This window comes from Methylocystis suflitae, assembly GCF_024448135.1.
GTDB classification, from domain to species: domain Bacteria; phylum Pseudomonadota; class Alphaproteobacteria; order Rhizobiales; family Beijerinckiaceae; genus Methylocystis; species Methylocystis suflitae.
Genome location: NZ_JAMRYX010000017.1, coordinates 61,536 through 74,805, shown reverse-complemented (window position 1 = coordinate 74,805; position 13,270 = coordinate 61,536). Strand labels below are relative to the sequence as shown.

Below are 13,270 nucleotides of genomic sequence, written 5' to 3'. Positions count from 1 at the left end.
GCGCGCGCGAACAAACCTATCCTCGCCGCGCGTTTGGCGCCCGATGCGAACGTCGCCGACGCGATGCAAGGCGCGCGCGTCGTCGCGTTCGCTGGAATCGCGCGGCCAGAGAAATTCTTCAACTTGTTGGAGGCGTGCGGCGCCGAAGTCGCGGCGCGGGTCTCATTCGCCGATCACTGCCGATTCACGCAAAGAGATTACACGACGCTATCGAAGTTGCGGCAGGAACACGGCGCGCGGCCCGTCACGACGGAAAAGGATGCGGCGCGAATGGGCGGTCAGCTTGCGACGCTCGGCGTCGATACGCTGCCCGTCACGCTCGTTTTCGAGGACGCCGTCATTCTGGACGCGGCGCTTCGCGGTCTGCGCAAGATCCTTAATCGGGCTTCTTGACGCCAAGACGCATCAGCTTCGCGTGCGGCCCGCTGTAAGGCTCCTGCAGATCGACGTTCCAATAGCGCAGATCCTCGAGCGGAATTGGTTCGCCGGTCACGGCGCAGCGCACATAGGCGCCGGGCTTGCGCACGCGATATTCGCCGTCGAGATATTCGACGACAGCCTCTTCAGCGGGCTGAGGCTGGCGGTCATAGCGGTTCATGCGCGTTCTCAACCCGTAGCGCCGCGGGAATGGACGCCCCACCAGGCGCCTGAGCGTCGTCACAAGCGACCTCATCGGCGAAGCCGAACGCTCCCTCTCAGCGGATTAACTTTCACGAGATATAGCATCCGAGGGCGGACAGGGAAACGCCCGCCGCCGGGAATCGCCGCCGGCCGGCGGCGGTTTGGCCGAGCGTCGGCTCCGCTTACCAATAAACCTTAGCGCGAAGCTCAAACAGATTGGGATGCGCGCCGGTGTAATTGGCGCCGAGCAGAGTGGGAAATTGGCCGCCGTTGTAAAGGTTGAGCGGCGCGACGATGTTCATCACGCGGGTCCAATTAAACTGGAATGCGATGCCCGCGTCCGGGTACCAGTTTACGCCGAGCGTAAGATTCTGCTGACGGCCGCCGTTGATCCCGGCGTTGGCGATGTAGGTCCGGGCGAATGGGTTCGGCGTAACCAATGTCGTCAAAGCGAGCAGGTTATAGAGGGTATTCCCGTTGTAAGGCCCGTTGTTGAGGTCCACGGAGCTGAAGCGCGCAGCCAAACCCCAGGCGCCCCAGCCGCCAGCGGAGAAGGGATTTTTGATCTTGAGCTGATTAAAGGTCGCGCCGTTCTTATCGCGGATATCATAGGACTGCGCGCGCTCCTCGCCGGTGATCCAATAGGTGCCCTGGATATAATAGCCGTCGAAATAGGCCGACCGTCCTCCCGCATTGAACGGAACCATCGAGCCGTTAACGGGAATGACGCCGGTCGCCGCCGAAGCCCCCGATAGATAGGTCGCACGGTTGATCGCGTTTTGATCGCGGTTGTAAAAGGCGCCGAAATATTCCGCCTGGATGCCGAACGGCCCATGCGACGCCGCCAATTCAACCCCGAAGGATTCGACGTTCTTGGTGCATTTTCCGGCGAAGGCGGAGCTGTTGAAGAGATTTTGTGGGACTGGTCCGACGATCGTTCCGCAGGAAAGATCCGGCGTGCCAATGAGGCCCTGGCCGAGGATATTGGCTTCCGATCTGACGCGGTTGCCCAGCGCAAGGACCCGGTCGTTGCTCGCCGCCGTGGTGTCGTTTGGCTGATGGTAGCGGCCGGAAGCCCCGATGTGGAGGAGATCATGCTCGGTGTGGATCGGCGCATAGGTTAAGCGGCCTGTGACGTCGAAATACTGCCCGCCGCCTGTGGCCTGGAACCAGGTGGTGTTGGACGGAAAAGGCCCCCCGCCGCCCGCGTTGGGAATATAAAGACGCGGAATTCCCCAGGTGGCCGGATAGCCGCGAGCGGGATTCTGGCTGGCGTCGCCGAAGCTGGTGCTGAAGATGCCGCCCTTGAAGGTCCAGTCGTCGCCATAGGCGCCCATTGCAAGGCCGATGTGACGATCCGGCTGGAAGGTGTCGACCGCAAGCGAGCGTTCGATGAAGTCGCGGAATTTTGAGGAATTGATCGCCTCGACGCTGAAGGGCTCGAACATGCTGCCGACCATGACGTAGGCCGGCTCCTTGGCGAAAGGCAACGTGAACAGCGGGCTTTGGATGCCAAAATAGGCGTCGCGAATGCCGCTCAGCACCTGATTGTTGCCGATCACCTGAGCGGTTCCAGCAAAATCATACTGCAACTTGTAGAAGTAGACGCCCGCCGCCCTGCCCTCGACCTCGAGGCGAAGCTGCCGGCCGCCGACCTGGTTGTCGAAACCGTTAAGCGGCAGGGCGATGCCGCCGCCATCGAGTAAAATTCGGCCGCCGACCTTGAAGCTATACGCCTTGTCTTCGGTCTCGACGAAGAGGCCGTTCTTGAAGCTGACAAACACCGGCGGCCGTGGGGGCGTATCGGACGACCCTTTGGACACAGCGGCATTGGCGATGTTCGATGCGCTTTGCTGTGAATGATCTTTCGCTGTCGCGCTTTGCGATTTTGCCTTGCGCGCGTCCTGACGCAGCTTGGCGACCTCGGCTTCCAGCGGACGAAGCCTGGCGATCTCCGCTTCCAGCATGCGCAATCGCGCCTCGATGGCGCTGTCGGATGCGCGAGCGCCTGTCGAGAGCAACGCCCCTATCGCCGCCAGGACGACTGCTTGCTTCTCCCGCCGAATCGCCAAGCCCGCCCCGCAATTTCCTTTACGTTGGGCGGACAGGGTGCGGCGTTAACCTTAACGAATGGTTAGCGACAGCTCCTCCAGCCTTTGGCCAAAGTAAGCCTGCCGAGCTTTTGGCTCGACGGGCGGAAACAAGGCTTTGGGAGGCGCCACGTCGCGGACCGCTCAAGGGTGGTCAGTTAAACATCATCCCCTGGCAGGCGCGCCTCGCGTCAACGTCATCGCCGTATTTGTATAGCTGCCGCACGTAATCACACCCCAAATAATGCGCGTTGGCCCATTCTTGGTACTGCAGCCATGCCGGCGCAGCCGGATAGCAGCAGGGCGCGCGCCGCTGTGCAAAAGCGTTGCCGCTCGCGAGCGCGCAAGAAAGGGCGAGAAACGCTACCGTCATTATCTGCTTCATGACCTTTCTCCATTTCTTGAGTAGGCATTCACCCAAGCGGATCAGTCCAGCGCCATTCCGTGATGACGGCGCCGATCATGGTGATAATAGTAGTGAGTGCTGTCTCCGTAGTGGCCGAGATGAGCGCAAGATCGATCGTTCCAACCGCTGCGCTCACAACTCGCATGGTTCGGATGCCGGTTCGGCGACACATGACGCTTGTGATCGGCGAGAGCGGACTGGCTCAATAGAACAGCTCCTGCGACCGCCGCGCAGAGCACGCCCTGTTTCATTCGAAAGCTCCCCAGTAAAGTGACGTCGGCACGTCACAGTTATGTCACACTGGGTACACGTCAACAGACGCGCCTGAATATTTCACAGAGCTTCAGTTTCATGAGAGGGCAAAAGCGGTAAGGCGGGCATGGCGCGGCCGTTGGCGGGGATTTACCTAACCGGGCGACTGCCGACTGCAGCGTTGGGGGCCTTCAGCGCTTCGATATAATGGCGCGCGCCGGTCTCCGAGCTGCGAATGCCGTGGCGAGCGATCTCGACGACTGTTAGTGAAACCATATTGTGCTCGACGCGCATTCAAGCCAACCGATTTCCCTGCGCCGGAAACCTTGTCCGCATTGATTTTTTGCCGTGTTGGCCTACTCTCGGCCATTCGCGGCGATGCTCGATCAGCCGCGGTGATCCGCTCCCACGTTATCCAACGGCTTGGTCTCGTTGAGGTTAGCGCGGGTACGTTTGCGTAAAAATATGCAAGGCGAAAAACGTGCTGCTGGTCGACGATTTCCTGGATGAAGACCAGTGCGCGCGATTGCGCCAGCGCATTCTCAACGCCCCGTTCGTATCGGGCTCCTCCACGGCCGGCGGCATGGCGGCGAACGTAAAAAGAAATCTGCAGCTCGACGACCGCAAAGCGGGAAAGATCCTCGACGAGATCAAGTCGCTCATTCTTGCGCATCCAGGCGTCGATCTTTTCGCGATGCCGGAGAAGCTCGTCGGCGTGATCATCAATCGCTACGACGAGGGAATGGAATACGGCAATCATTCGGATTCGCCGATCATGGAAGGCGTGCGCTGCGATCTGTCCTTCACTTTGTTTCTGGAGGATCACAGCAACTACGATGGCGGCGAACTTGTGCTCGAGCAGGAGCACGGGCTCATCAAGGTCAAACCGAAAATCGGCAGCATCTTCGTCTATTCGACCGGCCTGACGCATCGCGTCGCCAAGGTGACGCGCGGCAGCCGTCTCGCCTGCGTCGGCTGGATCAAGAGCCGCATCCGCGACGAAGGCCGCCGCAAAGTTCTACGCGATCTCAATTCCGTCCTTGGCGCCTATATGGAAAAGAACGGACATGACGCGATCGCCGATCTGCAGCTGAAAATCATCGGCGATCTGATCCGGATGTGGCACGAGTGAAATTTCGCCTCGGATCCAGTTCCTGCAAAGGTAGATCAAAATGAAAATCCCGCCGGGAGAACCCAGCGGGATTGCTTGAGAGTCAGACGGAAGAGACTGTTACCACCAAACTTCCGCGCGGGTGAGGAAGGAGTTGGTGTCGTTCGCGCTGAGCCAAGGCTGGTTGAATGGCGCGACATTGGCAAGGACGCGGCCGTAGTTGAACAGGAAGCGGTAGCCCTTTTCCGGATACCAGTTCAGGCCCAGCGTGATCTTGTTGACCCGTCCGCCGGTGAGCCCGACCGAATTCGCGGCGAGAGTGGCCGGGAACAGTCCCCCGGGAATGTTGACGCCGGGAACCAGGCCGAGCGCGCCATAGGCCGGAAGATAGCTCCAGGCGCCTTGCGAGCCGTTGTCGAGGTTGATCGAGCTCCAGCGCGCCGCGACTTCCCAAGCTCCATAGCCGCCCTTGCTGATCGGATTGAGGATCTTGGGCGCCGTCGAGAATGTGTAGGGCGTGTTGATGTTGTGCTCGATGTCCGTATAGGCGGTGATGCGCGTTTCGCCGGTCAAGAACAGCTGAGCCTGCGCATAAAAGCCGTCAAACGTCGCGGAGCTTTGGAGACCCTGTCCAGCAGCGAGCCGCGACGCCTGAAACGCGGGCACACCGGTCAAAGCGCTGGGAGTGATCAGTAGAGCGGCCGACGTGTAGGAGTCGCGGCGGAAGCTGGTCTGCGAGTATTCGGCCTGAATGCTGAAGGGGCCGTGTATCGCGACAAACTCCACGTTGAACTGAGCGGAGCTCTTCAGACAGTTGTTCTGAACGAGCGAGCCGCCCAACGCCGGGTTAGCCGCCCACACTGAGCCAGTGAGATTGAACGGTCCGCCCGGATTGCACGACATGTCCGGCGTGCCGAGCAGACGTGTGTTGAGCGCGTTGGCTTCATTGCGCACGCCGCGTCCGACGAGGAGCTCGTCGTTCGAAGCGCCGCTCGCGCCATTGTTTTGGTAATAGCGGCCCGTGGCGCCGATATGGATCAGATCTTCTTCGGTGCGAATCGGCAGGAAGACCGCGCGGCCGTCAACTTCCCAATACTGACCCAGTTTATTGTTGGTTGGACGGATGGACGAGTCTTGCGGACTGGTGCTGTAGATGCCGGCCTTGACGCCCCAATTGTGACCGCCGCTGGAGATCGACGCGCCGAGATGTCGTCTTGGCGTGTTGAAGGCGTCCGACATCATCGAACGCTCGATGAAGGTGATGCCGGAGTTCGAGGTGCTCATCGCCTCGAGACCGAGAGGCCGCAACTGATTGGCCAACTGAATGACGACGGGCCACTGGTAGGGAAGTCCAACGGTGGTCAAAAGCGGGTATTTGAACGCCAGCCAGGCGTCGCGGACGTTGGCTGAGCTTACGGAGCCGCTGCTTCCGCCAAATTCAAACTGCGTCCGGTAATACCAATATTTGAACGCCTTGCCGGCGATATCGAGACGGGCGCGGCGCAGCAGCACATTGCTCGCGTCGCCATTGGCCGGATCGCTCTGCCACCCGCCGTCGGCGTGAACGCGGCCGCCGACATGGAAGGAGAAGGCCTTGTCTTCGGTCTCGACGAACAGGCCGTTCTTGAAGCTGACGAAGACCGGGGGCGGCGGCGGATGGCCATGACCGTCCTTACTGACATGCGCCTGAGCGGCGTTCGCGACATTGGTCGCGCGCTTGACCTCGGCGCGCTGCTTGGCGACCTGAGCTTCAAGTTGCTGCAGCCGCGCCTTCAGCTCGCGAAGTTCGGACGCGGTGTCGGCCGCGGCCGGAGAGGCCGAAGCCGTCGCAAATAAGCCGAACGCAGCGATGGCGAGCGCGCGTTGTCCAACTCCAAGTTTCATAAGTTTGTTCCCCCGGTTAACTTTCGGGCGACAGTGAAGCCGGCGCTGGATGACAGACCCGTGACAAACTTTGACCTAGCTGTAATGTGACGCTGCAAGGGACAGTAGGTGTGGCGCCAGCGCCACAGTTTCTGGCGGCTGATCATTGTTTTTTGTGGCTTTGCCGCAACAGCAGCGTTTTTTTTTGGATTGGTCGCCGCAAATCTGCGGGCCGTTTTCGGCGCGACTCATCCCCCGGGAAGAATCGATCGGCTACTTCTTTCGGGGTTGGCGCGTGGCATCACGCATCATGCGTAATTCGGCGCCCGCAGCCGCACCACGCTGACGCCGCCGCCTCGCCGCTCGACGCAGATTTTCGTGGCGATGCGCTGCTGGAGCGAATCGACATGGCTGATCACCCCCACCCGCCTCCCCTGCCCCTGCAGCGTCTCCAACGCGTCTATGACAACATCGAGGGTTGTGGAATCGAGTGCGCCGAATCCTTCATCGATGAACAGCGTGTCGACGAATGAATCGCGCCCCTCGAGTCCGGCAAGCGCCAAAGCCAGCGCGAGCGACGCAAGGAAGCGCTCCCCGCCGGAAAGCGAGCGAGTCGAACGGCGCTCGTCGCCAAGATCACGGTCGATGATCTGCAGGCCCAGCGAGCCGGCGTCGCCCGAGCGCTCCAGGGCATAGCGCGGCGCAAGAAGCGCCAGGCGCTGATTGGCGAGCGCGACGAGATGCTGCAGCGTCGCGGCCTGCGCGAAGCGGCGGAACTTGTCGCCGCTCGCCGATCCGATGGCTTCACTGATCTCGCTCCAGATTTTGGCGTTTATGCGCGCCCGTTCGAGCTCGTCGGCGAGCGCTGTCGCGCGTTCTCGCGCCTCATCGTCTCTCGCGCGGCGCTCGCGCATCGCGCCGAGCCGCGCCGACAAGTCGTCGAGGCGACCAGCGATGCTCCTCTCCTCCGCGGCGAGCTGCTCACGTGAAACTTCCGTCGGAGCGACGGCCTGCGCTTCATCGAAATCGCCCTGCCGCGCTCTGACGGCGGCCTCGGCCGCCGCGCGCTCGGCTTCCGCCGCCTGAACGACGCGGCGCAGCTCCGCCTGCTCTTCACGCGACATTGCAAGAAGAGGCGCCGCAGTCGCTTCGTCGAAGCCAGCGCCCACGAGCGCCACGGCAAAGGCCGTGCGCGCTTGCGCGGCGCGCGCCGCCGCGCTTTCCGCCGCGCTAGCACAATGGGCATGACGCGTCTCGCAGGCGGTTTTCGACTGCTGAGCTTCAGCGAGCCGCTGGCGCGCCTCGTCGCGCGCCGCAATAGCCGCCCTATGGCGCACCTCGACGCGGGACCGATGTGCGGCCGTCGCTTCTCCCTCCAGAAGCAGCGCGCGCGCGTCTCGCGCCTCAGTAAGGCTCCTTGCACGCGCCTCATGATCGCCTTTGGCTTCGGCCTCGCGGGCGCATGCGCTGTCTGCTTCCGCCGCAATGCGCTCCGCCTTGAGACTGATCGCGGCGAGGTTTGCGGCCACCTCATCCGAGCGCGCCAGCGCCTCCTGGTATTTCGCGCCCGCCGTCTCGAGCCGGCGGCGCGCAGAAGCCCCGTCGCGATCGAGATCCGTGGCCGAGAGGTTGCAAAGCTGCAGATAAGGCGCAAGCGACCGATCGAGCGACTCAAGACGCTCAACCAGTCCCTCGCCTTCCGCCTTCGCCCGCGCGCGCGCTTCGCGTAACACCTCCAGCGATGCGGCGAGCGCCGCACGCTCCTCCTGACGCGCGTCGAGCCCCTGACGAATTGCGTCGCCCTCAGCGCGCAGCCGATCCCGCTCCTCGCGCAGCCGACGCGCCGCGAGAAGCTTTTGCGCGACGCCATCCCGCGCGGTCGCAAGCTCCTTCGCCAATAATTGCAGCCGCGGCGAGGCTGACACAATTGACGTCGGCGGCGCCAACTCCGGCGCCATGTCTCGCGCGCAATCGGCGCTCAGCAACGACGCATATTCGGCCTCGGCGCGCGCGCGAGCGCTCTGCGCTTGTGCAGAGCGACGCGATGCATCGTCGTAGAGCGCGTGCGCCTGCGCCGCCGGCTCGCTCAAGGAGACAATCTCCTCGTCCAATCTGCTGAGCGATCGCCGCGACTCGTCGCGCCGCGCACGCAGCGCTTCAATCAACGCGCGCGCGGCGTCATGCGTCTCGGCGAAAGGGTGTTCGCGCGCGCCGCATACGGGACACGGCGCATCGTCGTTCAGCGCGGCGCGCAATCGCAGCGCATGGGGATCCGCCGCGGCGTCGGCCAACTCGCCAAAGCGTTCGGCCTCGGCGCTTTGCGCCGCCTGCCGCGCGCGCTCCGAGCGTAATCCCTCGAGCTTCTGTCGAATCGCCGCTTCGTCCTGAGCGTAGCGGGCGATGTCCTGATGCGCGGAAGCCGCAGCGACGTTCGCCTCGTCAAATGTGCGCGCGCATCGACGCAAAGCCTCGATCAGCTCGACGGCGCGCGCCAAAACATCGGCGCGCGCGAGCGCGGCCGGTTCGTCGAGGGTAAGGAGCGCGCCGTCGCGGTCCGCGATTTGCGCCGCAAACTTTTCACAGGCCGCTCTGTCCTGCGCGTCGCGCGCGTTAAAGTCCGCAAGGGTGGCATCGCCGCGATCGATGTCGGCGAAGGCCGCGGCGAGCGCGCGATCGCATTCCCGCCTGGCTTGCGAGATTTCGGCGCGCTTCGTCAGCCAATCGTCGATGTCTCGCCAGCGTTCGCTGAGCGCCCGCGCCGGCTCGAGGCGCGCAAGATCGGCGAGCGCCGTCTCCTTCTCGCGTTCAATATCGGCGCGCCGTTCCATTGTTTCTGCGCGTTCGTCCCGCTTCGCCTGCGCGCGCGACGCAGCGTCCTGAGCGACGCTCCGCGCCTTCGCTTCCTCCTGCGCCAAATTGGCGATGCGCGCGTCGAGCGCCGCCGCTTCGGACCAGATCGGCGCAAAGCGGGTAATCTCGGCTTCCGAGGCGGCGACCTCCTCTGCAGCCGAGCGCGCGCGCGCCTCCTGATCGGCGAAAGCTTCTTGCTCGGCGCTCGCTTTCGCTTTCGCGTCAACGGCCTCTTCGAACGCCGCCTTTTGCGTTTCCTCGGCGCGCCGCATCTCGTCCCGCGGGACGCGCAACGGCTCGACCTGCGCGAGCGCCGCAAGCGTTTCCCGCCGCGGCGTCATCTCGTCAAACGCCCGCAATGCGCCCTCGCGCGCCGACATCGCCTGCGCAAGCTTTGCGTGCGCCTGAGCCAAGGCGTCGAACCGGCGCAGCGCATCAGCCATCGCGCTGCGCCTTTCGGCGACTTGCGCGCGTTCGGCTTCGGTCGCGGCAATGTCTGCATCGATCGCGGCGCGCTCATCTTCCGACATCACGCCGATCTGGGCGCAACTGCTTTCGATAAGAGCTGTCGCCTGCTGCGCCTCGCGGGCGCGTTCAAAGGCCCGCTGCGACAGAACGCCATAGATTTCGGCGCCGGTGATTTTTTCGAGAAGTTCGGCGCGCTCCTTCGCGTCGGCGCGCAGAAAGGCGTCGAATTCGCCCTGCGCCAAAAGCGCCGTGCGACGGAACTGGTCGAAGGTGAGATCCGTCAATTCGACGACGCGGGCGTTGACGGGCTCTATGCCGCTCTCGACCGGCGCGACGACTTCCCCGGCCTCGTCGATTCGCCACAGCGACCTGACGCGCTTTTGCAACGCCCCCGACGCTCTGCCGCGCGCGCGCTGCAGGTCGCAGCGCGCCCGATAGCGCAGCCCGTCCTTGCCGATAAAATCGACTTCGGCGAACCCGCGACCGGCGCCGCGGCGAAGAATTGCGCGCGGGTCGCCTGCGCCGAGCGTCTCTCCCGATGGATCCGGCGCGCCTTCGCTCGCGCCGGCCGCGACGACGCGCGGGAATTTGTCGTAAAGCGCGAGACAGATCGCGTCGAGAATCGTCGACTTGCCCGCCCCGGTTTCTCCGGTGATGGCGAAGAGGCCCGCCGAGCGCAGCGGCTCGCTGTCGAAGTCGATGGCGAAGCCTTCGGCGAGACTGGCGAGATGAGCGCCTCTGATCGCCAGAATGCGCAATGTCACGCCTCCTGCAGAAGACGCTCGAAACAGTCGAAATGATTGTCGGTCGGGGCGACGCCGTGCGCCTGCTCAAAGGCTTCGCGAAACAAATCCGTCGGTTTGCGCTCGGCAAGGCGCAGCGGCGTCGGGGCCGCCGCCGGCGCTTGCGGCCGCTCGACGCTGGTCGAAACGACGCGCAGCGGGAATTTCTCGCAAATGGCGTCGAGCTCGGCTTTTAATCCAACAGCTGGGCCGTCGACCCTGATCGCAAGATGCGCGAATGGCCAGGCGTCGATCGGCGCCGAGGCGTCCAAATCGAGCGCTGCAAGCGCGGACTCAAGTTCAGCAAGGCGCAGAGCGCCGCTCGCCGGCGCCCGCAAATGACGGACGGGGCGGATGATCGGCGCATGTTGGATGACAACGGCGCCGCTCGCGTCGACATCAACGATGCTGACGCCATGCGCATAGCCGATTTCGGTCTTCGACATGGGAATGAGCGAGCCGGAGTAGCGGATCGTCTCGCGGCCAACGGATTGCGGACGATGCAGATGGCCAAGCGCAACATAAGCGATATCGGGCGAAAACACGTCGGGCGGCAGGGCGTGTTCGCCGCCGACGAGAATCCGTCGTTCGGATCCTTCCGATTCGAGCGCGCCCGCGACATGAAGATGGCCGGTGACGATGAGCGGCGCCGCGCCGATTTCGCGCCGCGCGCTTTCAACCGCCTCGCGATAGGCCTCACGCACGGCGCTGGCGGCGCCGCCTCCGCTCGTAACGGGCAGATCCACGGCGCGCGGATAAGGCAGCGCGAGCAAATGTGCGCCAATTTTGCCGCTGGCGTCGCGGATGGGCGATAGATGCGCGCGGGCGTCGAAGGCGCCATCGCGACGCGCAAAAGCCCCGATCGAAACGACGTCCGCCATCTCGAACAATGCGCGCGGCGCTTCGAGTCGCGCCGCCGGGTCATGATTGCCGGCGACGAGCGCGATGCGCGCATGCGGACAGGCGACGCGCAAGTCGCGCAATGTGTCGTAGAGCAGCCGCTGGGCGTCGGCGGAAGGATTGAGGCTGTCAAAAATATCGCCCGCCACGATAACGGCGTCGACCGCCCGCTCCCGGGCGATGGCGACAAGCTGCGCCAGCGCGTCGCGGTGCTCGGCGTCGCGCGACCAGCCCTGCAGCGTCGCGCCAAGATGCCAGTCGGCCGTGTGAAGGAGGCGAATCACTCCAGCAGTAGGCAACAGGCCGTCGGCCGTGAGCAAGGGCCACGCTTGGGCGCGCTGGCGTTTGGACAAATAATTCGCGGTTTTCGACGGCGGTCACCCCGAGCTGACAGCCAAGGACGGGCTGCGAATAGGCGAGCGGCAATAGATCAGCGTAGCAATCGTCGAAACAAAGACATACCGATTACTTTTGAGGTCCAAGTCGATTCTTGCAGCTTACTGTTTCACCAGCGTTTATCGCTTTCTAAAGGCGAAGCCGTCCTCCGCGGTGGAAGTCGCGGCGCGGGCCTTCACAAGCCTGTCGTCGTGCCTGTAAAATATGCGCCATCGCAAAGGGCTGGACCTTGGCGCGGTCCGACAGGCCCCTCCTCAATCTGAGAGGAAGCAGGGTGACTGCACACTTTCGTCAACAGACCGTGTCGCCACAGGCGTGCCCCGCGCTCGTGCTCAACGCCGACTACCGGCCGCTGAGCTACTACCCGCTCTCGCTGTGGGGGTGGCAGGACGCAATCAAGGCGGTCTTTCTTGATCGCGTGAACATCGTCTCGGAATACGACAAGACCGTCAAAAGCCCGAGCTTCGAGATGCGTCTGCCGTCGGTCGTGTCGCTCAAGGAATATGTGCGGCCGACCCGTCAGCCGGCGTTCACCCGGTTCAACGTGTTCCTGCGCGATCGGTTCACCTGCCAATATTGCGGAGAACATGAGGAACTGACGTTCGATCACGTCATTCCTCGATCGAAGGGAGGCGCGACGACGTGGGAAAACGTCGTCGCGGCGTGTTCGCCGTGCAATTTGCGCAAGGGCGACCGACTTCCGAAGGAGGCGCATATGTCGCCGGCGCAGGCGCCCTTTCAGCCGAGCGTCGCGGACCTGCATCGCAACGGCCGCCTGTTTCCGCCCAATTACCTGCACGAAAGCTGGATGGACTATCTCTATTGGGATTCGGTGCTCGAACCATAGCTTGGCGCGCCAAAGACGGCTCCAATGATGCGCCGAATCGTGGTCATGGCTTTCGGCTTCATCCTCGCCGTGGGCGTCGGCGCCATTTTTCTTATCGTCTCGGCGCTCCTTGATCCGGCGACGCGGGAAGCGGGGTTTGCCGCCGCGACGTCCGGCCTATTCGCCTTCGTCGAAGAAGATGTGCGCGCCGGCGGATGGAGCGATCCTCTGGCGACATTCGGATTCATCGTTTGGGCGATGATCATCGCCACCTGCGTCGCGCCCCTCGCGGTCGCGGCGTTGATCGGCGAGATCGCCGGCGCACGCTCGCTCCTCTGGTATTCGGGCGCGAGCGCGACGCTCGCCGGCGCGTCGCCGTCGATCGCCCGCGCTGCAATGGGACTTGATCGCGCCCGCGAAGCGAACCCGCTCGAATTAAGAATCGCGCTGTTGTTTTTTCTGACCGGTGCTCTGACAGGGGCGATTTACTGGTTGATCGCCGCGCATCCGCCCGCTCGTCAGATGGCGCGCCCCAAACCGACGCTTTAACGCGCAGCCTTCCTGGAGCAGCGGCGCCAATAAACGCGAGCGCCTCGCAATTATTTTCGCGCGAGATATCCGGCAAATCGCCGGCCGTCTGGACGTCGGCGCCGAGCGCCGAGTCGCAAGAATCCTTCTTTGCTCGAGGTCTTATCGATGCTCAGA

The 13,270-nt window shown here is 63.4% G+C and carries 10 protein-coding genes; 4 read left to right on the top strand and 6 right to left on the bottom strand.

The window, feature by feature from the left end:
• Positions 1–393: tetraacyldisaccharide 4'-kinase (locus NEI07_RS01310; protein ID WP_256032180.1), on the top strand; the 393-nt coding region annotated here is incomplete at its 5' end.
• Here the strand turns inward: NEI07_RS01310 and NEI07_RS01305 are convergent.
• From NEI07_RS01305 to NEI07_RS01295, 3 genes are all read right to left on the bottom strand, one after another.
• Positions 377–598 (bottom strand): DUF2093 domain-containing protein, encoded by a 222-nt coding sequence (locus tag NEI07_RS01305; protein ID WP_014890019.1) that lies wholly within the window; start codon positions 596–598, stop codon positions 377–379. The two genes, NEI07_RS01310 and NEI07_RS01305, sit on opposite strands and share 17 nt — an antisense overlap.
• 205 nt (positions 599–803) lie before the next feature.
• Positions 804–2,693: an OprO/OprP family phosphate-selective porin gene (locus NEI07_RS01300; protein ID WP_256032179.1), complete on the bottom strand. Its 1,890-nt coding sequence runs from the start codon at positions 2,691–2,693 to the stop codon at positions 804–806.
• A 172-nt stretch (positions 2,694–2,865) separates the two neighbouring features.
• Positions 2,866–3,096, bottom strand: coding sequence for a hypothetical protein (locus NEI07_RS01295; RefSeq protein WP_256032177.1), 231 nt, complete (start codon positions 3,094–3,096; stop codon positions 2,866–2,868).
• A 754-nt stretch (positions 3,097–3,850) separates the two neighbouring features.
• Here NEI07_RS01295 and NEI07_RS01290 point away from each other — a divergent pair.
• The gene (locus NEI07_RS01290; protein WP_256032176.1) at positions 3,851–4,501 is read left to right on the top strand and encodes a Fe2+-dependent dioxygenase; all 651 of its coding nucleotides are present in this window, start codon (positions 3,851–3,853) and stop codon (positions 4,499–4,501) included.
• A 99-nt stretch (positions 4,502–4,600) separates the two neighbouring features.
• Here NEI07_RS01290 and NEI07_RS01285 read toward each other — a convergent pair whose 3' ends face one another.
• The 3 genes from NEI07_RS01285 to NEI07_RS01275 all read right to left on the bottom strand — a co-directional run bounded on the left by NEI07_RS01285 (position 4,601) and on the right by NEI07_RS01275 (position 11,627).
• Entirely contained in the window at positions 4,601–6,364 is a 1,764-nt protein-coding gene (locus NEI07_RS01285; protein ID WP_256032175.1) for an OprO/OprP family phosphate-selective porin, read from the bottom strand.
• Positions 6,365–6,651: 287 nt separating this feature from the next.
• A complete protein-coding gene (locus NEI07_RS01280; RefSeq protein ID WP_256032173.1) occupies positions 6,652–10,425 on the bottom strand; it encodes an AAA family ATPase in 3,774 nt (1,257 codons plus the stop codon).
• A complete protein-coding gene (locus NEI07_RS01275) occupies positions 10,422–11,627 on the bottom strand; it encodes an exonuclease SbcCD subunit D (protein WP_256032171.1) in 1,206 nt (401 codons plus the stop codon). Before NEI07_RS01275 ends, NEI07_RS01280 begins: the two co-directional genes overlap by 4 nt.
• A gap of 386 nt (positions 11,628–12,013) precedes the next feature.
• On the opposite strand from NEI07_RS01275, the gene NEI07_RS01270 reads away from it, so the two are divergent.
• Together NEI07_RS01270 and NEI07_RS01265 are read left to right on the top strand one after the other, a co-directional pair.
• Complete coding sequence (locus NEI07_RS01270) at positions 12,014–12,586, top strand: HNH endonuclease (RefSeq protein WP_173370386.1); 573 nt, start codon at positions 12,014–12,016, stop codon at positions 12,584–12,586.
• Between the two features lie 24 nt (positions 12,587–12,610).
• The gene (locus NEI07_RS01265) at positions 12,611–13,114 is read left to right on the top strand and encodes a hypothetical protein (protein WP_256032170.1); all 504 of its coding nucleotides are present in this window, start codon (positions 12,611–12,613) and stop codon (positions 13,112–13,114) included.
• Positions 13,115–13,270 lie beyond the last annotated feature (156 nt).